General features: G+C 64.2%; 19 protein-coding genes. 11 read left to right on the top strand and 8 right to left on the bottom strand.

The genetic code is table 11. The features are described from left to right. The gene (cobO, locus tag LB551_RS16540; RefSeq protein WP_224659876.1) at positions 1-615 is read left to right on the top strand and encodes a cob(I)yrinic acid a,c-diamide adenosyltransferase; all 615 of its coding nucleotides are present in this window, start codon (positions 1-3) and stop codon (positions 613-615) included. Here cobO and cbiB read toward each other — a convergent pair. Continuing rightward, positions 612-1,583: an adenosylcobinamide-phosphate synthase CbiB gene (gene cbiB / locus LB551_RS16545; RefSeq protein WP_224659877.1), complete on the bottom strand. Its 972-nt coding sequence runs from the start codon at positions 1,581-1,583 to the stop codon at positions 612-614. The two genes, cobO and cbiB, sit on opposite strands and share 4 nt — an antisense overlap. Here cbiB and cobD point away from each other — a divergent pair. Beyond that, positions 1,582-2,628 (top strand): threonine-phosphate decarboxylase CobD, encoded by a 1,047-nt coding sequence (gene cobD, locus LB551_RS16550; protein ID WP_224659878.1) that lies wholly within the window; start codon positions 1,582-1,584, stop codon positions 2,626-2,628. The genes cbiB and cobD overlap by 2 nt on opposite strands. Next, positions 2,625-3,134 carry a tyrosine phosphatase family protein gene (locus LB551_RS16555; protein ID WP_224627787.1) on the top strand — a complete coding sequence of 170 codons (510 nt, stop codon included), beginning with the start codon at positions 2,625-2,627 and terminating at the stop codon, positions 3,132-3,134. The genes cobD and LB551_RS16555 overlap by 4 nt, the downstream gene beginning before the upstream one ends. A 4-nt stretch (positions 3,135-3,138) precedes the next feature. Here the strand turns inward: LB551_RS16555 and LB551_RS16560 are convergent, their stop codons facing one another. Together LB551_RS16560 and LB551_RS16565 are read right to left on the bottom strand one after the other, a co-directional pair. Then, positions 3,139-3,939 carry a creatininase family protein gene (locus LB551_RS16560; protein WP_224627789.1) on the bottom strand — a complete coding sequence of 267 codons (801 nt, stop codon included), beginning with the start codon at positions 3,937-3,939 and terminating at the stop codon, positions 3,139-3,141. A 55-nt stretch (positions 3,940-3,994) separates the two neighbouring features. Continuing rightward, on the bottom strand, positions 3,995-4,378 hold the full coding sequence (locus tag LB551_RS16565) for a RidA family protein (protein ID WP_140639074.1): 384 nt from the start codon (positions 4,376-4,378) through the stop codon (positions 3,995-3,997). A gap of 268 nt (positions 4,379-4,646) precedes the next feature. Here LB551_RS16565 and LB551_RS16570 point away from each other — a divergent pair, with 268 nt between their 5' ends. The 7 genes from LB551_RS16570 (at position 4,647) to LB551_RS16600 (ending at position 11,489) form a co-directional block, all read left to right on the top strand. Then, the gene (locus LB551_RS16570; RefSeq protein ID WP_224659879.1) at positions 4,647-5,651 is read left to right on the top strand and encodes an ABC transporter substrate-binding protein; all 1,005 of its coding nucleotides are present in this window, start codon (positions 4,647-4,649) and stop codon (positions 5,649-5,651) included. Positions 5,652-5,662: 11 nt separating this feature from the next. Beyond that, positions 5,663-6,484: an ABC transporter ATP-binding protein gene (locus LB551_RS16575; protein ID WP_224659880.1), complete on the top strand. Its 822-nt coding sequence runs from the start codon at positions 5,663-5,665 to the stop codon at positions 6,482-6,484. Continuing rightward, positions 6,471-7,319 carry an ABC transporter permease gene (locus LB551_RS16580; RefSeq protein WP_224659881.1) on the top strand — a complete coding sequence of 283 codons (849 nt, stop codon included), beginning with the start codon at positions 6,471-6,473 and terminating at the stop codon, positions 7,317-7,319. Before LB551_RS16575 ends, LB551_RS16580 begins: the two co-directional genes overlap by 14 nt. A 91-nt stretch (positions 7,320-7,410) precedes the next feature. Beyond that, positions 7,411-8,712 carry a cytosine deaminase gene (locus LB551_RS16585; RefSeq protein WP_224659882.1) on the top strand — a complete coding sequence of 434 codons (1,302 nt, stop codon included), beginning with the start codon at positions 7,411-7,413 and terminating at the stop codon, positions 8,710-8,712. After that, positions 8,712-10,115 carry an FAD-binding oxidoreductase gene (locus LB551_RS16590; RefSeq protein ID WP_224660000.1) on the top strand — a complete coding sequence of 468 codons (1,404 nt, stop codon included), beginning with the start codon at positions 8,712-8,714 and terminating at the stop codon, positions 10,113-10,115. The genes LB551_RS16585 and LB551_RS16590 overlap by 1 nt, the downstream gene beginning before the upstream one ends. A gap of 205 nt (positions 10,116-10,320) precedes the next feature. Further along, positions 10,321-10,902 (top strand): NAD(P)H-dependent oxidoreductase, encoded by a 582-nt coding sequence (locus LB551_RS16595; RefSeq protein WP_224659883.1) that lies wholly within the window; start codon positions 10,321-10,323, stop codon positions 10,900-10,902. After that, positions 10,902-11,489 carry an NAD(P)H-dependent oxidoreductase gene (locus LB551_RS16600; RefSeq protein ID WP_140639067.1) on the top strand — a complete coding sequence of 196 codons (588 nt, stop codon included), beginning with the start codon at positions 10,902-10,904 and terminating at the stop codon, positions 11,487-11,489. The genes LB551_RS16595 and LB551_RS16600 overlap by 1 nt, the downstream gene beginning before the upstream one ends. A 170-nt stretch (positions 11,490-11,659) precedes the next feature. Here the strand turns inward: LB551_RS16600 and LB551_RS16605 are convergent, their stop codons facing one another. The 4 genes from LB551_RS16605 to LB551_RS16620 are packed head-to-tail and all read right to left on the bottom strand — an operon-like array spanning position 11,660 to position 18,324. After that, entirely contained in the window at positions 11,660-14,119 is a 2,460-nt protein-coding gene (locus LB551_RS16605) for an FAD-dependent oxidoreductase (RefSeq protein ID WP_224659884.1), read from the bottom strand. Further along, complete coding sequence (locus LB551_RS16610; protein ID WP_224627808.1) at positions 14,116-15,297, bottom strand: pyridoxal phosphate-dependent aminotransferase; 1,182 nt, start codon at positions 15,295-15,297, stop codon at positions 14,116-14,118. The genes LB551_RS16605 and LB551_RS16610 overlap by 4 nt, the downstream gene beginning before the upstream one ends. After that, positions 15,297-17,750, bottom strand: a complete 2,454-nt coding sequence (locus LB551_RS16615) for an FAD-dependent oxidoreductase (RefSeq protein ID WP_224659885.1) — start codon at positions 17,748-17,750, stop codon at positions 15,297-15,299. Before LB551_RS16615 ends, LB551_RS16610 begins: the two co-directional genes overlap by 1 nt. Before the next feature lie 31 nt (positions 17,751-17,781). Beyond that, on the bottom strand, positions 17,782-18,324 hold the full coding sequence (locus tag LB551_RS16620) for a helix-turn-helix domain-containing protein (protein ID WP_181172510.1): 543 nt from the start codon (positions 18,322-18,324) through the stop codon (positions 17,782-17,784). Positions 18,325-18,548: 224 nt separating this feature from the next. Here LB551_RS16620 and LB551_RS16625 point away from each other — a divergent pair, with 224 nt between their 5' ends. Then, entirely contained in the window at positions 18,549-19,253 is a 705-nt protein-coding gene (locus tag LB551_RS16625) for a nitroreductase (RefSeq protein ID WP_181172497.1), read from the top strand. 28 nt (positions 19,254-19,281) lie between these two features. On the opposite strand, the gene LB551_RS16630 is transcribed toward LB551_RS16625, so the two are convergent. Further along, complete coding sequence (locus LB551_RS16630; RefSeq protein ID WP_224659886.1) at positions 19,282-20,724, bottom strand: MFS transporter; 1,443 nt, start codon at positions 20,722-20,724, stop codon at positions 19,282-19,284. Positions 20,725-20,745: the final 21 nt, after the last annotated feature.

Raw genomic sequence — 20,745 nt, forward strand, 5'->3', positions numbered from 1 at the left:
ATGACCGACATCGACGAAAAGGACGAAGAGCGCCACCGCGCCAAGATGGCCAAGCGCAAGGCGGTGCAGGATGCCGAGGTGGCGGGCAAGACGGTTGAAAAGGGGCTGCTGATCGTCAACACCGGTCCGGGTAAGGGCAAGACCACGGCTGCCTTCGGTCTGGCGTTGCGGATGCTCGGCTACGGCAAGCGCGTCGGCGTCGTCCAGTTCATCAAGGGCAAATGGCATACGGGTGAGAAGGAGGCCTTCGCTGCGTTCGGCGACCGCGTCGTCTGGCACGCGATGGGTGAGGGGTTCACCTGGGAGACGCAGGATCTGAAGCGCGACATCGCGGCTGCCGAGGCCGCCTGGGCCAAGGCGCTGGAGCTGATGGCCGATCCGTCGATCCGTCTCGTCGTGCTCGACGAACTCAATATCGCGCTGCGCTACGAGTATCTCGATCTCGACAAGGTGGTCGCCGCGCTGAAAGCGCGCCGCGAGGGCCTGCACGTCGTCGTCACCGGCCGCAATGCCAAGCCGGCGCTGGTCGAGGCGGCCGATCTGGTCACCGAGATGGGGCTGACCAAGCACCATTTTGCGGCCGGCGTGAAGGCGCAGCAAGGGATAGAGTTCTAGAACGCCAGAATCGCGAGCAGCGAAACCAACCCGAACAGCGCGATCAGCAGGTAGTCGGCGACCCGGTAGAGTTTCAGCGCCCGCCTTATATCGATGCTCTCGGCTTCGCGCCGGCCGCCTTCGCCCATGAACGCGTCGTCGACCGTTACGCCGCCATAGCTGCGCGGCCCGGCGAGCGCCAGGCCGAGTGCGCCGGCCATCGCCGCCTCCGGCCAGCCGGCATTGGGCGAGCGGTGCTTTTTCGCATCGCGCTGCACCGCAGCCCACGCGTTGCGGGGATCGGCTCCCTTGACCAGGAAAGCCGCCAGCACGATCAGCAGCGCCGTCAGCCGCGAGGCAGGCAGATTGATCCAGTCGTCAAAACGTGCCGCCGCCCTGCCGAACGCTTCGTGGCGCGGCGTGCGATGGCCGATCATGGAATCGGCGGTGTTGGCGGCCTTGTAGGCGGCGCCGCCGGCAAGGCCGCCGACGCCCGTCCAGAAGGCGGGGGCAACGATGCCGTCGGAAAAATTCTCGGCCAGGCTCTCGATCGCGGCGCGGCAGACGCCGGCCCGGTCCAGGGTTTCGGGATCGCGGCCGACGATGCGCGAAACGGCGGCTCGACCCATGTCGAGGCCGCCCGAGTCGAGCGCGTCGGCGACGGCCTCGACATGCTCATAAAGGCTCCGCTGTGACAGGAACGATGTCGCCAGAAGGGCAGTGATGAACAGTCCCAGGGGAACGAACCAGAGCAGGATCTGCACGCACAGGCCAATTAGCGCCGGCACCAGCACGATGACCAGAAGCGCCTGGACACCACGTTGGCGACGCAGTGCGTCGGGATCAGTGGCGCGGTTGAGCCTGCGATCGAGAAAGGATATCAGCCTGCCGAACCACGTCACGGGATGGCCGATGGCGCGAAACAGCCAGTCGGGGTAGCCCAGCGCGGATTCGACGGCCAATGACAGGAAAGCGATCAGGACTGACATGAAGCTTCTTGAAGGAGCGGTGGACCATGGTGGAAGTCTCGGCCGGGCAAGGGCGCTTTTCCCCAATGCCCCCCAGCCTTTCGTCGACCTCTCGACCGGAATCAATCCGCACTCCTACCCGCTTTTCGAGCTGCCCGCCACCTCGCTGTCGCGATTGCCGGAAGCAGGGCGGGCGCGTGAGCTGACGGCGATCGCGGCCGGTACCTACGGCGCGCCGGCGCCTGCCAACGTCGTGGCTGCGCCCGGCACGCAGATCCTGCTGCCGCGCGTGGCTTCGCTGGTCGCACCGGGCAGGGCGCTGGTGCTGGGGCCGACCTATGCCGAACATGCCCGCGCGGCGGCGATCGCGGGGCACGAGGTGACCGAAGTCAGCGATTTCGCTGATCTGGCGAATGCCGACCTTGCCATCGTGGTCAATCCGAACAACCCGGATGGGCGCATCGTCGAGCGCGATCGGCTGCTGGCGCTGGCCGCCGGTTTGCGCGCCAAGGGCGGGCTGCTGGTCGTCGACGAGGCGTTCATGGATGTCGGCCCGCGCGAACACAGCCTTGCCGGCGATGTCGGCCAGGGCGGCATCGTCGTGCTGCGCTCTTTCGGCAAGTTTTTCGGGCTGGCCGGCCTGCGGCTTGGGTTTGCGCTTGCCGATGCGCCGACGGCCCAACGGCTTGAAATGCAATTCGGACCTTGGGCTGTCGCCGGCCCGGCGCTGGAATATGGCATTCGCGCACTTGGCGATATCGGCTGGCAGGACGAAATGCGCGCGTCGCTGGCGGAGGCATCGGCTCGACTCGACGCACTGTTCGGTCGTTTCGGCGTGCCTGTCGCGGGCGGCACCACATTGTTCCGCTATTTCAGCCTGCCGGAGGCCGCCGGCTTGTTTGCAGCGCTTGGCGAACGCGGCATCCTGCTTCGCCATTTCACCGACCGCCCACACGTCCTGCGGGCCGGCCTGCCGGGAAACGACGAGGAGTGGGCGCGACTGGAATCCGCCCTTGCCGAATGGGCGATGCGGCGCGAGGATCGAGCAAAAGGCATCAAACCATGATCCATGTCTGCTCGCTGGCAAAGGTAGAGGAAACGGTGGCGAGGACCGGCGCCGAGCGGCTGCTGTCGCTGTTGGCCGCGGGTACCGATGTGCTCCGCCCAGCCTCGATCATGAGGGAAAATCATCTGCACCTGGTCATGCACGACATCGCGGTGGCGCAGGATGGCATGACGATGCCGGGCGAGGAGCATGTGCGAAATTTGCTTGATTTCGCGCGCCGCTGGGACCGGGCGAGACCGATGGTGGTGCATTGCTATGCCGGCATCAGCCGCTCGACAGCCTCCGCCTATATCATCGCCGCCGCGCTGGCACCGAAACGCGACGAGGCCGAACTGGCCCGGACGTTGCGGATGCTGTCGCCATCGGCGACGCCCAATCCGCGGCTGATCGCGGTGGCCGATGCCTTGCTCGCACGCGACGGCCGCATGATCGCGGCGATCGAAGCGATCGGGCGCGGCGCCGACGCTTTCGAGGGCACGCCCTTCGAACTGAAGATCGATATTTAGGCGGCTACTTCAGCCAGTCTGCCAGCTTCGCCTTGTGAACATCCCGCAGCAGGCCGATGAAGCCGTCGGCCTGATATTCCGCGGTCAGCCGGCCTTTTTCAGGGGTCGCGATGCTGGCATCGCCGACCACGCCGTTCGGATTCAAGTCGCTGGCGATCCACGCGAAGGCATGGGTGCCGGTGTGGCGCAGCAGCGAGAATTCCTTCTCGGCCTTCGCGACATTGGACACGAAATTGTCGGCCTTGCTCACGTCGACCAGATCCGGCCGGAAATGCAGCATCAGCGACGTCTCGACGTCGCCGCCATGGATGCCGTGGCGGTCTTCAAGTTCGGTGTACATGCCGGCCGGGCGGCCAAAGCGCTGCCAGCTGGTCTTGACCGCCAGCATCCTTTCGCGCACCCGCAATTCGCGCGTGACGATGCCCATGATCTCCTCATTGCCGCCATGCGAATTGACGACGACCAGCTTGCGCACGCCGGCCCGCGCGATCGAAACGCCAAGCTCGGTCCAGGCCTCCACCAGCGTCGTCGCTGGCAGAGTGAGGGTGCCCGGCGCATGCAGATGCTCGTTCGATTTGCCCACCGCCTGGATCGGAAGGATGCGGATGTCGAGATCGTCGGGCAGGCGAGCGATGACCGTGTCGAGCATGCCGTTCATGATCGAAGTATCGGTCGAGACAGGCAGATGCGGTCCATGCTGCTCGATCGCCGCCACCGGCAGCACGGCGATTGTCGCCTCAGGATTGATCGAGGCATATTCGGTTGTCCGGTAGTCGCCCCACCACACGCGTTTCTTCGCAGTCATGTCGTGCCTCTTCAATTGTCCGGGCAGACCTAGCGCGGGACGGACTGCCTGTCGATCACCCTGCCGCCAGCACTTCCACCTCGACCTTGAATTCCGGCCGGGCAAACCCCGATACGATCATCAGCGTCGAGGCCGGTGCGGGATCGGAGAACAGGCTGTTGCGGACATCCATGTAGGATTGGAGATGAGCGCGATCGGTCACGAAGGCGTTGATGCGCACAATATCCTTCAGCCCCAATCCGGCCTCGGCCAAAATGGCGATTATGTTGGCGAAGCAAAGCTCGGCCTGGGCGCCGGCGTCTTCCGGAACGAAATCGTCGAAACGGATGCCGAGTTGGCCCGAGCACAGAATCAGACGCTTTCCAGCCGGCACCTCGACGCCGTGGCTGTAGCGCGCAAAGGGCGGCTTGATCGACTTTGGCTTCAGAAATTTGAACATGGCAATCTCCTGTCTGTGGCAGCCTAGGACCGGATGCCTCGTACCATCAAGATGGCGGTGCATGTCGCCGGTGCGATTGTGGACAGGCGTTTAAAAAATAGGCACGATGCCTCCGGTGCAGCACGACCTTTCCGGCGTTCGCAGATGGCTGTGGTGCAGGCGGGCGGGTCCCGGCGCGAGACGCCGGTGGCATGTGTCTTGCTTCTTGAATCTCTGGTGTCGAGCCTGGCGCGTGGCGCGCCGGAGCAAACAAAGGGTGGTGGTGTCGATGTACGGAAAACTGAAGATGTCGGTAGCGGCGGTGGCCGTGCTTGCGGCGAGCACGCTTGGTGCCGCGGCAAATGAAAAAGTCACCTTCGGCACCAACTGGCTGGCCGAGCCGGAACATGGCGGCTACTACCAGGCCGTGGCCGACGGCACCTATGCCGCCTGCGGCCTCGACGTCACCATCATGCAGGGCGGCCCGCAGGTCAGCGGCCGGCCGATGCTCCTGGCCGGCAAGATCGATTTCTACATGGGCGGCAACCTGCTGTCGGCCTTCGACGCCGTCCAGCAAGGCATTCCGATGCGCGTGGTGGCGGCCGATTTCCAGAAGGATCCGCAGGTCATCATGTCCCATCCCGGCGAGGGGCTGGACAAATGGGAGGACCTGAAGAACGCCGAGCAATACATTCTGGGCGACGAGGGCGCGCAGACCTTCTTCCAGTGGATGATCATCGAACTCGGCTTCGACGCGGCCAAGCGCGTGCCCTACACCTACAACACTGCTCCCTTCCTCGCCAACAAGAAGTCGATCCAGCAAGGCTATGTCACCTCCGAGCCGTTCGCGGTCAAAAAGGAAGGCGGCTTCGTGCCCAACCAGTTCCTGCTCGCCGACTATGGCTGGGACACCTATTCGACGACGATCGAGGTGATGCAGGACACGATCGACAAGAAGCCGGAGGTGGTCCAGTGCTTCGTCGATGGCTCGGCCAAGGGCTGGTACAAATATCTCTACGGCGACAACAAGGCCGCCAACGACATGATCAAGAAAGACAATCCTGACATGACGGATGAGCAGATCGCTTTCTCGATCGAGCAGATGAAGAAGTTCGGCCTGGCCGATTCCGGCGACACCGAGAAGCTCGGCATCGGCGCTATGAACGAGGCGCGGATCAAGAGTTTTTACGACAAGATGGTCAAGGCCAAGGTCACGCCCGCCGGCATCGACATCACGAAAGCCTACACGGTGGCCTTCGTCAATAAGGGCGTCGGACTCGAACTGAAGAAATAGGCCGTTCCGGCATGATGCAAGAAAAGGTGGCGCAAGCGCCGGTGAAGGCTTCGGCCTCCTTGCTGGCGCTGCGCGGCGTCGGCAAGGTCTTTTCCAATGGCGTGACGGCGCTCGCCGACGTCGACCTGACGATCCGGGAAGGGGATTTCCTCAGCCTGCTCGGGCCGTCCGGCTGCGGCAAATCGACGGCGCTGCGGCTGATCGCCGGCCTGGCGACGCCGACCTCCGGCATGCTCGACTGGCGTGCGGGCGGTTCGCTCGACCGCTCCAACATCGGCTTCGTATTCCAGGAGCCGACATTGCTGCCCTGGGCCAGCGTCTTCGACAATGTCTGGCTGCCGCTTAGACTGAAAGGCGTCAGCCGCGCCAAGGCGGCACCAGTGGTGACCGAGATGCTGGCAAGGGTTCATCTCACCGGCTTCGAGAACGCCGTGCCGCGCGAACTGTCGGGTGGCATGAAGATGCGTGTCTCGATCGCGCGGGCCCTGGTGACCAAGCCGCGCGTGCTTTTGATGGATGAGCCGTTCGCGGCGCTCGACGAAATCACCCGCTTCAAGCTCAACAACGATCTCCTGGAGCTATGGCAGGACGAGCGCTTCACCGTGGTCTTCGTCACGCATAGCGTCTTCGAAAGCGTTTTTTTGTCCAACAGGGTTGTCGTGATGGCGGCGCGGCCAGGCAGGGTGTTCGACGAGCTTGCCATCGATGCGGCCTATCCGCGCGACGAGGCCTTTCGCACCTCACCCGATTATGCGGCGCTGTGCCGGCAGACTTCCGACGTGCTGGTCAAAGCCATCAATTCAATTGCAGGCTCGCATCATGACGGCCATTGACAGTGCGTTGAAACTCGACCCCGAGGAAGCACGCCGCGCGCGCCAGGAGCGGCTCGAGCGGATCGGCCGCTGGGTCCTGCCGCTGGCGATCATGATCCTGGCGATCTGGCTGTGGGACCGTATCTGCGTGTGGAACGAAATTCCGCAATACATACTGCCGCGACCCGGCGTGGTGCTGGCAACGCTCTACAACGACGCCGGCCTGCTGTTCTCCGCACTGCTGGTCACCTTGCGCATCACCTTCCTCAGCCTGCTCCTTGCCGTCATCGGCGGCGTCGGGCTGGCAGTGCTGTTCGCACAATCGAAATGGGTGGAGATGTCGTTCTTTCCCTTCGCCATCGTGCTGCAAGTGACGCCGATCGTGGCCATCTTCCCGCTGATCAACATCTATGTCGACAACCAGACAACCAAGCTTCTGCTCTGCGCCTGGATCGTCGCCTTCTTTCCGATCCTCTCCAACACCACCCTCGGCCTCAACTCCGTCGACCGCAATCTGCGCGACCTGTTCAAGCTCAACGGCGCGACGCGCTGGCAGCAATTGCGCTATCTCAGGCTGCCGGCGGCGATGCCGTATTTCCTCGGCGGGCTGAAGATCGCCGGCGGCCTGTCGCTGATCGGCGCCGTGGTGGCCGAGTTCGTGGCCGGCGCTACCGGCCAGTCGTCAGGGCTCGCCTCGCGCATCATCGAGGCCGGCTACCGGCTCAACGCGCCGAGGCTGTTCGCGGCACTGTTCCTGATCTCCCTGACCGGCATCCTGATCTTCCTCGTGCTGTCGCTGATTTCCCATCTCATTTTGCGGCGCTGGCACGAGAGCGCACTGAAGCAGGAGCGGTAGGGGTGTGTGACGTGATTGAGATGCTGGCGCGAGGCGCCCCCCTCTGTCCTGCCGGACATATCCCCCTCAAGTGGGGAGAGGGGGGCAACGCTTGATACCAACCTTCGGCTCTTACCATCTCGCCAATGTTCGCCTGCATCGCTCACTGACGCCAGGATTTGTCGCGCCCTTCGACGGTGACGGCTTTGCGCTCGCCGATATCTCGGTCGCCGACGGCAAGATCACAGGCATCGCCGCGCATGCCGGATCGAAGGCGCCGCCCGGTGCCGTCGACCTTGCCGGCCGGATCGTGATGCCCTGCTTCGTCGACTGCCACACACATATCGACAAGGGCCATATCTGGCCGCGAAAACCCAATCCCGACGGCACTTTCATGGGCGCGCTGAATGCCGCAGGTGCGGACCGCACTGCCCGCTGGAGCGCCGAGGACGTGGCGCGGCGCATGGATTTCTCGCTGCGCTGCGCCTACGCGCATGGCACCAGGGCACTGCGCACGCATCTGGACAGTGTCCCGCCGCAGGAGGAAATCTCCTGGCCGGTGTTCGAGACGATGCGCGAGAGGTGGCGCGGCCGCATCGAGTTGCAGGGCGCCTGCCTGATCGGCATCGAGGGCGTGCGCGACAAGGAGTGGTTCGACAGGCTGGCAAAAAGGGTGGCCGCCGCCAAGGGCGTGCTTGGCGTCGTCACCTACATGGTGCCGGATCTGGAAGAACTGCTCGACCATGTCTTCGCCCAAGCCGTCAAGCATGGCCTCGATCTCGATTTCCATGCCGACGAGACCGACGACGTCGCGGCCATCTCGCTGAAGAAAATCGCCGAGGCGTCGCTGTGGAACGGCTTCGAAGGCAAGATCCTCGTCGGTCACTGCTGTTCGCTGGCGCGCCAGCCCGACCTCGAGGTGCTGGACACGCTGGACAAGGTGGCGAAGGCCGGGCTGGCAGTGGTGTCGCTGCCAATGTGCAATCTCTATCTGCAGGACCGGCGGAGCGGTCAAACCACGCCGCGCTGGCGCGGGGTGACGCTGCTGCACGAGATGAAGGCGAGAGGCATTCCGGTCGCGGTGGCTTCCGACAACACGCGCGATCCCTTCTATGCCTATGGCGACCTCGACATGCTGGAGGTCTACCGCATGGCGACGCGCATCCTGCATTTCGATCACCCGGTCGCCGATTGGCCGCAGGCCGTCACGGCGACGCCGGCTGATGTGATGCGGCTCGATGGTTTCGGCATGCTTGCCGCCGGCGGCGATGCCGATTTCATTGTCTTCAAGGGCCGCAGCTGGACCGAATTGCTGTCGCGGCCCGAATCGGATCGCATCGTTGTGCGCGCCGGGCGCGCGATAGACCGGCAACTGCCCGACTATGCCGAACTCGACGAACTGATGGTGGAATGATGGATATCGCCGCGCTGAAACGCGACCTCGAAGGGATAAAACTCGACGACAATCCGGCCATCGTCCAGCAGAAGAGCCGCGACTTCTATTGGTGCAGCCCGGTGCTGAAGCGGCAGCTCGATCACGTCACCGGCGACATGGTCGTGACACCGAAGACCGAGGCCGAGCTGATCCGCGTGCTCGCCGCCTGTCACCGGCGCGGCGTCCCGGTGACGCCGCGCGGCAGCGGCACAGGCAATTACGGCCAGGCGATGCCGCTCTCGGGCGGCGTCGTGCTCAACCTTGCCGAGATGAACGAGATCAAGTCGATCGCGCCGGGGCGCGTGGTGACGGGGCCGGGCGCGGTGCTGGCCGACATCGACAAGGCAACGCGGGCGCATTCCGGGCAGGAATTGCGGCTCTCACCCTCCACCTACAACACCGCCTCGATCGGCGGCTTCATCGCCGGCGGTTCGGGCGGCGTCGGTTCGATCAATTTCGGCGGCTTGCGCGATTTCGGCAATGTGCTGCGCCTGCGCGTGGTGACCATGGAGGCCGAGCCGAGAGCGCTGGAACTCACCGGCGAGGACCTGCACAAGGTGACGCACGCCTACGGCACAAACGGCATCATCACGGAAGTCGAGCTGCCGCTGACAGCTGCCTATGAGTGGGTCGATGTCATCGTGGGCTTCGACAAGTTCATGGACGCTGCGCGCTACGGCAATGCGCTGGCCTGCCAGGACGGCATCCTGACCAAGCTGATCACGCCGATCGCGGCACCCGTGCCGCAGCTCTATTTCAAGCGCCACCAGAAATTCCTGAAGGATGGGCAGAGCATCTGCGTCGTCATGGTGGCGCGGCACGGGCTGGACGCCTTCCTCGCTTTCACTCGCCGGGCTGGAGGCGAGGTGATCTTCAATGCCGCCATGGCGATGGCGGAGGAGCAGAAGGGCCTGCCGCCGGCCTATGAGCTGGCCTGGAACCACACAACGCTCAGGGCGCTGCGTGTCGATCCCTCGATCACCTATCTTCAATCGCTCTATCCCTTTCCCAACCAACTCGCGCTGGTCGAGAAAATGGACGCGATGTTTCCGGGCGAAGTGCTCTCGCATCTGGAGTTCGTGCGGCTGGACGGCAACATCACCTGCTTCGGCCTGCCGCTGGTGAAGTTCACCACTGAGGCACGGCTCGACGAGATCATCCGCCTGCATGAGGAGAATGGTTGTCCGATCTTCAACCCGCATCGTTACACGCTGGAAGAGGGCGGCATGAAGCAGACCGATGCGGTGCAACTCGCCTTCAAGCGCGAGACCGACCCGCAAGGCCTGCTCAATCCCGGCAAGATGATCGCCTGGGAAAACCCGGATTATGACTACCGTTCTGGACGGACTTTTCTGTTCAAGGGGCTGCAGAGGGTGGGATGAGGAGAGGTTCGCGCCTGAACGCCCCCCTCTGGCCTGCCGGCCATCTCCCCCTCAAGGGGGGAGATTATTCGCGCCACCGCTTTCGCCTGTCTCCAACGTTGGAAGCACAGGCGCGGCATAAGGGCTGCCAATCTCCCCCCTTGAGGGGGAGATGCCCGGCAGGGCAGAGGGTGGCGCCTCGCGCTGACCTTCGGGATATCTTCCCGTGAACATCCTCGTCCTCCACGCCCATCCGGTCGAGACCAGCTTCAATGCCGGCCTGCACCGGACGATCGTCAAGCGACTGACGGCTGCCGGCCATGCGATTGACGACTGCGATCTCTATGCCGAGGATTTCGACCCGCGGCTCTCTCGCCAAGAACGGCTGGACTATCACAATCCGCGCGGCTCCGCCGACCCTGCGGCGCCGTATGTCGACCGCCTGCTGCGCGCCGATGCGCTGGTGCTTTCCTATCCGGTCTGGAATTACGGCTTTCCGGCAATCCTGAAAGGGTTCTTCGATCGCGTCTTCCTGCCCGGCGTGTCGTTCAAGCTGATCGAGGGCAAGGCGCAGCCGTCGCTGCACAACATCAGGAAGATCGCGGCGGTCACCACCTATGGCGGCAGTCGGTTCCGCGCCATGCTGATGGGGGACCCGCCGCGCAAACTGATCAAACGCGTGCTGCGTGCCACGGTCAAGCCCGGTGCTTCCGTTTCCTATCTGGCGCATTATTCGATGAACATTTCGACCGACGAGACGCGCAAGGCGTCCTTGGCCAGGGTCGCGGCCAACATGGACAGGTTCTGATGCGAGCGCTGGTGGTCTATTGCCATCCGGTTCCGGAGAGTTTTTGCGCCGCTATCCGCGACACCGCTGTGGAGGTGCTGACGCGAAGGGGCTGGGAGGTGCGGCTGCTCGATCTCTACGCCGAGAAGTTCGATCCGGTGATGAGCTGCGAGGAACGGCGTTTCTACAACGACCAGGCGCCGCAGGACCTTGCGCTGAAGCCGCATTTCGAGCTGCTCAACTGGGCCGAGGCGATCCTGTTCGTCTATCCGACCTGGTGGTACGGGCTGCCGGCGATGCTGAAGGGCTGGCTCGACCGGGTGTGGGCGACGGACGTCGCCTTCAAGCTTCCGGCCGGCAAGGGGCGGATCAAATCGCTGATGCGGCATGTGACCAAAGTTGGCGTCATCACCACCTGCGGCGCGCCGACCTGGTGGAGCGTCGTCGTCGGCCAGCCCGGGCGCAAGACCTTGCTGCGCGGCATGCGGGCGCTGTGCGCCACGCGCTGCCGGACCTTCTTCCTGGCGCATTATCTGATGGACGCCTCGACGCCGAAGACGAGGGCGGCGTTTCTGGCGAAAGTGCGGACAAAGCTGGAGCGGTTTTGAGGGCAGGTCTTCCTTCTCCCCTTGTGGGAGAAGGTGGCCTCGCGAAGCGAGGTCGGATGAGGGGTGTTCCAGGGAACGCCAGCGTCTCACTCCGCTGGAACACCCCTCAACCGTCTCGGCGCTGCGCGCCGATCCACCTTCTCCCACAAGGGGAGAAGGAAAAAGCGCCGCTACATCTTCACCCGCTCCGCCTTCGGGTCATACATCGGCTTCAGCGATGCTTCGGCTGCGAAACGCTCGCCGGCGATCTCGATCTCATAGGAGGAGGCCAGCACATCCGCCTCGCTCTCCCCCTTGCAGGGCACATAGCCCAGCCCGATCGCGCCGCCGAGATGGTGGCCGTAATTGCCTGAGGTGATCGGGCCGACGATCTTTCCGTCGCGCAGGATCGCCTCATTGTGGAAGAGCAGCGGCTGCGGGTCCTTCAGGCGGAACTGGACCAGCCGGCGGTTCAATCCGCTTTCTTTCTTCTTCAACACCGCATCGCGGCCGATGAAATCGCCTTTGGCCGTCTTCACCGCGAAGCCGAGACCGGCTTCCAGCACGTTGTCCTCGTCGGTGATGTCGTGGCCGAAATGGCGGAAGGCTTTTTCGATGCGGCAGGAATCGAGCGTATGCAGGCCGCACAGCTTCAGCCCGACATCGGCACCGGCCGCATCGATTGCCTCGAAGACATGGGCCGCCTGGTCGGTCGAAACATAGAGCTCCCAGCCAAGTTCGCCGACATAAGTGACACGGTGGGCGCGGGCGAGGCCCATGCCGATCTCGATCTCCTGGAAGGTGCCAAACGGGTTGTTCTCGTTGGAGAAGTCGTTGGGGCTGACCTTCTGGATCAATTTTCGCGCATCCGGGCCCATCAGGCAGAGCACGCTTTCGGCAGCGGTGACATCGGTGATGACGACGAATTCGTCCGTAAGGTGCTTGCGCAGCCAGGCGAGGTCGCGCTGCAGCGTCGCACCAGGCACGACGAGGAAATAGGCGGTGTCCGACAGGCGCGACACTGTGAGATCGCTCTCGATACCTCCGCGCCGGTTGAGCATCTGCGTGTAGACGATCTTGCCGGGCGCCACGTCCATGTCGTTGGCGCACAGTTTTTGCAGGAAGGCGCAGGCGTCGCGGCCCTCGACGCGGATCTTGCCGAACGAGGTCATGTCGAACAGGCCTACCTTGTTGCGGACGGCGAGGTGCTCCTCGCGCTGGTTGTCGAACCAGTTCTGCCGCTTCCAGGAATAGCGGTATTCGCGCTCCTGGCCTTCGCGCGCGAACCAGTTGGCGCGCTCCCAGCCGGCGACTTCGCCGAACACGGCGCCGCGTGCCTTCAGATGTTCGTGCAGGGGCGAACGGCGCACGCCGCGCGACGTTACCACCTGGCGATAGGGGAAATGATCGGCATAGAGCAGGCCGAGCGTTTCGGAGACACGCTCCTTGAGGTAGCGGCGGTTCTTCTGGAAAGGCTGGGCGCGGCGGATGTCGACTTCCCACAGGTCAAACGGTGCCTCACCGTCGTTGATCCACTGCGCCAGCGCCATGCCGGCGCCGCCTGACGAGACGATGCCGATCGAATTGTAGCCGGTCGCCATCCAGTAGCCCCGCAGTTCCGGCGCCTCGCCGAGATAGTAGCGGTCGTCGGGCGTAAAACTTTCGGGGCCGTTGAAGAAGGTATGGATGCCGGCGGTGGCCAGCATCGGCATGCGGTTGACGCCCATTTCCAGGATCGGCTCGAAATGGTCCATGTCCTCAGGCAACTGGTCGAAGCAGAAATCCTCGCTTATGCCGTCCATGCCCCACGGCTTGGCCACCGGCTCGAAGGCGCCGAGCATCATCTTGCCGGCATCTTCCTTGTAGTAGGCACACTCGTCGGGTACGCGCAGCACCGGCAGGCGGCTCAGCCCCGGGATCGGCTCGGTGACGAGGTAAAAATGCTCGCAGGCGTGCAGCGGGATGGTGACGCCGTTCTGGGCGCCCAGTTCGCGCGCCCACATGCCGGCGCAGTTGACGACGATGTCGGCCTCGATCGTGCCTTGCTCCTCGCCCTGCGCCCAGGACACGCCGGTGACGCGGCCGTTCCTGGTGTGGACCTTAGTGACCCTCACATTCTCCACGATGGTGGCGCCGCGCTGGCGCGCGCCCTTGGCCAGCGCCATGGCGATGTTGGCCGGGTCGCACTGGCCGTCGAGCGGCAGATGCACGGCGCCGACGACGTCGGACACGTTGAGATGCGGGTACATCTCCTTGACTTCCCTGGGCGAAATCTCGCGCACGTCGACATCGAAGGCGCGGGCGAGTGAAGCCTGACGGTAGATTTCGTGCTTGCGCTCCTCGGTCAGCGCGACGGTGATCGAGCCGACCTGGCGCATGCCGGTGCCGACCTCGGTCTCGGCTTCCAGCTTGACGTAGAGGTCGGCCGAATATTTCGCCAGACGCGTCATATTCTGCGAGCCGCGCAACTGGCCGATCAGGCCGGCGGCGTGCCATGTCGTGCCCGAGGTCAGTTGCTTGCGCTCCAGAAGCACGATGTCGGTCCAGCCGAGCTTGGCCAGGTGATAGGCGACCGAGCAGCCGGAAACGCCGCCGCCGATGATAACCGCACGGGCTTTGGCGGGAATGGTCCGGGGGGAAGCGATGTTCATGCGGCCTCGCGGCGATAGCTGGAGACAAAGCGGCGCAGCCGGAGTGCTGCTTCCCGCAGGACGGGTTCCGGCTGGCACAGGCTGATGCGGATATGGCCGGCTGCGGCCTCGCCGAAGCTGGAGCCGGGCATGACGCCGACCTTCTCCTTGTCGAGGAAGGCGAAGGCGAACTTCTCGTCGTCGGATTCGACGGCCGATATGTCGAGCATGACATACATGCCGCCTTCGGAGCCGCGCACGCCCACATCGTTCATGCCGCGCACGGCGTCGAGCAGGACGGCGCGTCGCGCCGCATAGCGTTCGGCGATTTCCTTCACGCCATAACCCTTCTCCAGCGCCTCGGTGCAGGCTATCGAGATGAAGGCCGGCAGGCCGTAGGTCGTCACCAGATTGAGGTTGGTCAGCAGCGAGATCATCTCGCTCGGGCCGGTCAGCCAGCCCATGCGCCAGCCGGTCATGCCGTGGCTTTTGGACATGGAATTGACGACCAGCGTGCGCTCGGCCATGCCGGGCAGGGAACGCGGCGAGATGTGCTCGCCGCCGCCGAGCGTCCAATAGACTTCGTCTGACAGCAGCCACAAATCGTGCTCGCGGCAGACCTCGGCCAGTTGTTCCAGCCGTTCGCGCGAATAGACGGCTCCGGTCGGATTGTTCGGCGTGTTGATCAGGATGGCACGCGTATTCGGCCGCAATGCCGCGCGGATCATGTCGGCGCGGGGCTGAAAACCGTCCTCGGCCGGCGTCTCGACAACCGTGAAGGTCGCGCCCGCGGCGCTGAAGGTGTTGGGGTAGGTCGCGTAGTATGGCGCAACCACGATGGCGTGGTCGCCCGGGTCGAGCACGGCCTGCACGGCGGCGTAGAGCGCCGCCTGGCCGCCCGGCGTGGCGATGACCTGGTCCGGCGTCGTCTCGACCCCCGTGCAGGCGCCCGAGGCGGCCGCCATGGCCTTGCGCAAGCGCGGCAGGCCGGGCAGGGGGGTGTAGTGGTGATTGCTGCCGCGAACCGCGGTCACGCAGGCCTCGATCGTTTCGGAAGGCGTATCGAAATCGTGATCGCCGACCGACAGCATGATGATGTCCTCGCCGGCCTCCTTGCGGGCCCATGCGGCGAAGTGGACTTCCCAGCCATCCTTGCCCGACGGCACGATGCCTGAAATGCGCGATGATGGTTTTGGCATCAGGCTCTCAACCTTTCGTTCTTCGGATCCCACAAGGGCTCGTCCTTCTGCACGACCGCCTTGAAGCGGTCGCCGAAGATCTCGACTTCGACCGATGTGCCGGGCTCCGCCAGGTCGGCGCGCAGCATGCCGAGCGCGATCGACTTGCCGACGCGGTGGCCCCAGCCGCCTGACGTCGTCTCGCCGACGATCTGGTCGTCATGCCACAGCGTCGACATGTAGGGTGCGTCGCAATCGCCGGGGTTTTCGACCACCAGCGTGACGAAGCGCTTCCTGACGCCCTGCTGCTTCTCGTTCTGCAGTGCCACCTTGCCGCGGAAACCGGGCTTGTCCCATTTGACGAAGCGCTCGAGCCCGCCTTGCAGGATCGAGTAGTCGGTCGAGAGGTCGCCTTTCCAGGTGCGGTAGCCCTTTTCAAGCCGCAACGAATCCAGCGCGTACATGCCGAACGGTTTCAGGCCGTGCGGCTGTCCCGCCGCGCAGATGGTGTCGAAAACGGCGGCGGTGTCGTCGACCCTGGTGTGGATTTCCCAGCCGAGTTCGCCGGCGAAGGAGACGCGTACCAGCTTCGCCCAGCGCCCGGCGATATCAGTTTCCTGATGCGTCAGCCACGGCAAGGTCAGGTCGGCCTCACAGACGGCTGCGAGGATTTCCCGCGACTTGGGTCCGGCCAGGATTTGGGTGGAGAATTCCTCGGTCCGGTCGATCAGCTTGAAAGTCGCATCCTTGGGCATGTGCGATTCCAGCCATTCGAAGTCATGCCATTGCGCAACCGCCGCAGTGATCAGCGTCATGGACTCCTCGCCATGGCGCACGACCGACATTTCAGTGACGATGCGGCCCTTGTCGTCGGAGAAATAGACGAGACCGATGCGGCCGGGCTTCGGCACGAGGCCGGTCACTTGCCGGCTCAGCCATTCGGCGGCGCCCGGACCTTCGAGGTTGAAGCGCGAAAAACCCGGCAGGTCGAGTATGCCGGCGGCGTCGCGAACGGCCAGGCATTCCTCGCGCACGCGGTGCTGCCACGACCCGTCGCGACGGAAGGTGAGCGTTGCTTCCTCGGAGACGTCGTCGCCATCCTGCGCATACCAGGTGGCGCGCTCCCAGCCATTATAGGCGTCGAAGCGGGCGCCGAACGCCTTGATGCGATCATGGATCGGCGACAATTTCCTGTCGCGTCCCGCCGGCCAGGCATGGCGCGGAAACTGGATGGCGTATTCGTTGCCGTAGATCTCCATGCCTTTGGCAACGCAATAATCCGGCGCCGAAGCGAAGGATGTGAAGCGGCGCGGGTCGCAGGACCACATGTCCCATTCGGTCTGGCCCTCAGTGATCCATTCGGCCAGCACCTTGCCTGCACCGCCGCCTTGCGCGATGCCGAAGGTGAAGACGCAGGCCTCGAACGCGTTGGGGACTCCCGGCATCGGCCCGATCAGCGGATTGCCGTCCGGCGCATAGGGGATCGGGCCGTTGATGACCTTGGACAGGCCGGCGGTACCCAGGATCGGCACGCGAGCGACGGCATCTGCCAGATAATGCTCCAGCCGGTCGAGATCGTCGGGGAAAAGCTGGAAGGAAAAATCCTCCGGCATCGGGTCGTTGTGACCAGTCCAATGCGCGCGGCAATTGCGCTCATAGGGGCCCAGATTCATCCCGTTCTTTTCCTGGCGCAGATAGTAGGAAGTGTCGACGTCGCGCAGCAGCGGCAGCTTTCTGCCCTGTTCCTTCGACCATGCGGCGAGTTCGGGGATCTCCTCGAACAATATGTACTGATGGCTCATTACCATCATCGGCACTTCGCGGCCGAACATTTTTCCGACTTCGGCGGCACGGTAGCCGGCGGCGTTGACGACGATCTCGCAGCGGATCTCGCCTTGCGCTGTTACAACCACCCACTCGTCCTTGTCGCGGCGCACGCCTGTCACCGGGCAGAAGCGTATGATCCGGGCACCCATGTCGCGCGCGCCCTTGGCCAGTGCCTGGGTCAGCTGCGCCGGGTCTATGTCGCCGTCGCTCGGGTCGTAGAGGGCGCCTTTCAGCTCATGCGTCTCGATGAAGGGATACCGGCGCTTGATCTCGTCCGGGCCGACAATCTCGATGTCCATGCCCTGGTAGCGGCCCATGCCCTTGGCGCGCTGGAACTCCTGCATGCGCTCTTGCGTGTGGGCAAGACGCAGCGAGCCGGTGACATGGTAGTTCATGGGATAGTCGACGGCCTCGGCCAGCCCGCGATAGAGCTCGGTCGAATAGCGCTGCATGTTCATCAGCGACCAGGACGAGGAGAAGGTCGGCACATTGCCGGCGGCATGCCAGGTCGAGCCGGAGGTGAGTTCGTTCTTTTCCAGGAGAACGCAGTCGGTCCAGCCCGCCTTGGCGAGATGGTAAAGCGAGGAGGCGCCGACGACACCGCCTCCGATGATCACCACGCGTGCCGTGCTCGGCAAACCGGCCATGTTCTTCTCCAACCCTTGGTCCAATTTTCATTCAATAAACCGGCGGCGAAACCACCCAGATGACGACCGCCGGCTCCATTCCCGGATTGCGCCAGCGGAAAGGCTTGCCCTCGAAGCGAAAGGAATCGCCTTCGCCGAGGCGATGCCATGTCCCCGATATTTCGATGTCGAACGTCCCCGACACGACATATCCAGCCTCTTCGGTCGGCCGACGCGCCTCCGTCCTGAGTTCGGCGCCCGGGGCGAAGACCGAACGCAGCATCTCGAAGCTACCGCCGAGATCGGGCGACAGAAGCTCCTCCATGAGGCCGGATTCGCTTGTGCCAAGGGTGCGGCGGCTGCCGGCGCGCACGACCGCGCCGCGCTCGCTTTCGACGGGGACGTCGTGGCCGAAGAACAGGCTGACCGGCACGCCGAACAGTTCGCCGAAGGCCCTGAGGTCACTGAGCGACGGTGTCGACAGGCCGCGTTCGACCTGGCTGACCCAGCCGACCGACCGACCGAGTTTCAGGGCGATCTCGGCAAGCGTCAGGCCACGCGCCTTGCGCAGCGCCCTGATATCGCCGGCCAGCAATCGCTCGTAATTTCCCTGCAATGCTTTCGCTGTAGCTGGAGGCAAATCGTGCCCTCGTGAAAAAATCCAATCAAATTTCATGAGATGCCGGAGCGGTGAAAAAATCAAGCGGATTTTCACGGGTGCACAAGATTTGCTTGCGCGATTTTGGCGGTTCATGCAAAGGCTCGGCCGCGAACGGCGAGTGGGGACGTCCGATCGGGACACAGGGTAAGGGACGGCCCATGCTGGAAAAGAAGGCTCGAATCGCTGACGATGCCGATATCGTCGACGACGCGATCGTATCGCGCCGGTCGGTGCGCGCTTTTCTGCCCGACATGGTCGACGACGATACGATCCGCGACATACTGGCGGTTGCGGCGCGCGCGCCCTCCGGCACCAACATGCAGCCATGGCGGGTCTATGTCACCAAGGGCGACACCAAGCAGCGCATATCGGATGCCATCCTGAATTCCGGCATCCGCGCCGAAAAGGCCGACTGGGACGAATATCGCTATTATCCCACGCAGTTCTTCGAACCCTACCTGACCCGCCGCCGCGCCAACGGTTTCGGGCTCTACGGCGCACTCGGCATCGGCCGCCGCGAGGTCGACAAGATGCGCGCCCAGCACGACCGCAACTTCGTCTTCTTCGACGCACCGGTCGGCATGATCTTCACCATCGACCGCCGCCTCAACCAGGGTTCCTGGATCGACTACGGCATGTTCCTGCAGAACATCATGGTTGCCGCGCGGGGCAGGGGCCTGCACACCTGTCCGCAGGCGGCGTTCGCGCCCTATCACCGGCAGATCAGGCCGGTGCTCGGCATCCCCGACGAGGAGATCGTCGTCTGCGGCATGGCGCTCGGTTATGAAGATACGTCGAAGCCCGAAAACGCCTTCCGCACCGACCGCGTGCCGCTGGAGGAATGGGTGACGTTCAGCGAGTAGGCCGATTGTGCCTGCGCTGCGACATCCGCTATTCCGTGTTCATCCGGGCGCCATGGCCGCTGACATGGGCGCCATCCTGCGGCGTCAGCTTGAGATAGGCTGATAGCGCGCACAGTGTGATGACACCCTCGATCACGAACAGTATCCGGAAGTCATTGGCGACGGCCGGACCGCCGCCGGCCAGAAACGATAGTGCCGCGGCGGCGAGGCCGACGCTGATCGCCACCGCCAGTTGCCACAATATGTAATAGAGCGCGCTGAAGCGGGCGAGCTGCTCGGGCGCGATATCGGAATAGGCAAGGTTGCCGGTCGACGCCCATTGCGCGGAACGGAAGACGCCGAAGATGAAGATATAGGCAAGCACGATCCACACCGGTGTGGTCGCCTGCATCAGGGCAAAGCCCGCAACCATCGCGGCAACGACTGGGGTATTGAAGACCAGCACGCGGCGGAAGCCGAAGCGGTTGAGGAGGCGTGGCATGAAGACACGCATCACCACCGACCCGACCGCGGCGACGAATGTCAGCGAGCCCGCCTGCACCGCGCTCATGCCGAAGCCGAGCTGGAACATCAGCGGCAGCAGGAAGACGACGGAGCTGAGGCCGATCGTGTCCAGACCGCCGCCGGTGAGGAAGGAGATGCGGAAGGTGCGGATGCGCAGGAGCTTGAGGTCGAGCAGGGGGTTGCGCACGCGCAGGCAATAGAACGAGGCGACCGTCAGGATGACCAGCGCCAGGGCAAGCTCGGCCGCGATCACGCCGGCGGCCGCATCTTTCGCCGCCAGCGAATCCATGCCGAAGACCAGCAGGACCATGCCGCTGCCGACCAGCAGGAAGCCCGGGAAATCGAACGGCGTGCGCACGGGTTTGGTCACCGTCGGAAACAGCGAGGCGGCAAGGACAGCCGCCGCCAGCGCGAAGGGCACGTTGATGAAGAAGATCCAGCGCCAGGAGATGTAGGTGGTCAGCGCGCCGCCCACGAGCGGACCGACCAGCGGGCCGGACTGGCCGGCCAGCGAGATATACATATTGATCTTCAGCGTCCGGCTTCGAGGGAAGGTCGACAGGATGACGACCTGGCCGAGCGTGCCCATCAGCGCGCCGCCGAACCCCTGCAGCGCGCGGGCGCCGACCAGCGTCCAGATATTGTTCGACAGGCCGCACAGCGCCGACGAGGCGGCGAAGACCAGCAGCGCAAAGCAGTAGACGTTGCGCAGGCCGAAGCGGTCGGCGGCCCAGCCGCCAAGCGGCATCGAGATGATCAGGCTGGCGACATAGACGGTGATCAGCAGGCCAAGCTGGCTTGGTGGACGGCCAAGGCTTTCGCTGATGCCGGGCAGCGCGGTCACCACGACGTTCTGGTCGAGGCTGGTCATGAACACGCCGCACGCAACCGTCAGCGGCAGCAGGAGCGTGGCCCTGGCCGACACATCGGCGCGATCGGTGGCGCCGGCGGATATTTCTGCGGTCATGGAGATATTCGAACCAAACGG

The sequence above is a fragment of the Mesorhizobium sp. BR1-1-2 genome (genome assembly GCF_020165435.1).
Lineage (GTDB): Bacteria > Pseudomonadota > Alphaproteobacteria > Rhizobiales > Rhizobiaceae > Mesorhizobium.

Bases quoted from the DNA above. Each gene is read 5' to 3' on its own strand.
- LB551_RS16600 (WP_140639067.1), top strand. From the start codon at position 10,902: ATGCGAGCGCTGGTGGTCTATTGCCATCCGGTTCCGGAGAGTTTTTGC.
- LB551_RS16565 (WP_140639074.1), bottom strand. From the start codon at position 4,378: ATGTTCAAATTTCTGAAGCCAAAGTCGATCAAGCCGCCCTTTGCGCGC.
- cobD (WP_224659878.1), top strand. From the start codon at position 1,582: ATGAAGCTTCTTGAAGGAGCGGTGGACCATGGTGGAAGTCTCGGCCGG.
- LB551_RS16575 (WP_224659880.1), top strand. From the start codon at position 5,663: ATGATGCAAGAAAAGGTGGCGCAAGCGCCGGTGAAGGCTTCGGCCTCC.
- LB551_RS16560 (WP_224627789.1), bottom strand. From the start codon at position 3,939: ATGACTGCGAAGAAACGCGTGTGGTGGGGCGACTACCGGACAACCGAA.
- LB551_RS16615 (WP_224659885.1), bottom strand. From the start codon at position 17,750: ATGGCCGGTTTGCCGAGCACGGCACGCGTGGTGATCATCGGAGGCGGT.
- LB551_RS16590 (WP_224660000.1), top strand. From the start codon at position 8,712: ATGGATATCGCCGCGCTGAAACGCGACCTCGAAGGGATAAAACTCGAC.
- LB551_RS16605 (WP_224659884.1), bottom strand. From the start codon at position 14,119: ATGAACATCGCTTCCCCCCGGACCATTCCCGCCAAAGCCCGTGCGGTT.
- LB551_RS16580 (WP_224659881.1), top strand. From the start codon at position 6,471: ATGACGGCCATTGACAGTGCGTTGAAACTCGACCCCGAGGAAGCACGC.
- LB551_RS16555 (WP_224627787.1), top strand. From the start codon at position 2,625: ATGATCCATGTCTGCTCGCTGGCAAAGGTAGAGGAAACGGTGGCGAGG.
- cobO (WP_224659876.1), top strand. From the start codon at position 1: ATGACCGACATCGACGAAAAGGACGAAGAGCGCCACCGCGCCAAGATG.
- cbiB (WP_224659877.1), bottom strand. From the start codon at position 1,583: ATGTCAGTCCTGATCGCTTTCCTGTCATTGGCCGTCGAATCCGCGCTG.
- LB551_RS16625 (WP_181172497.1), top strand. From the start codon at position 18,549: ATGCTGGAAAAGAAGGCTCGAATCGCTGACGATGCCGATATCGTCGAC.
- LB551_RS16610 (WP_224627808.1), bottom strand. From the start codon at position 15,297: ATGCCAAAACCATCATCGCGCATTTCAGGCATCGTGCCGTCGGGCAAG.
- LB551_RS16630 (WP_224659886.1), bottom strand. From the start codon at position 20,724: ATGACCGCAGAAATATCCGCCGGCGCCACCGATCGCGCCGATGTGTCG.
- LB551_RS16570 (WP_224659879.1), top strand. From the start codon at position 4,647: ATGTACGGAAAACTGAAGATGTCGGTAGCGGCGGTGGCCGTGCTTGCG.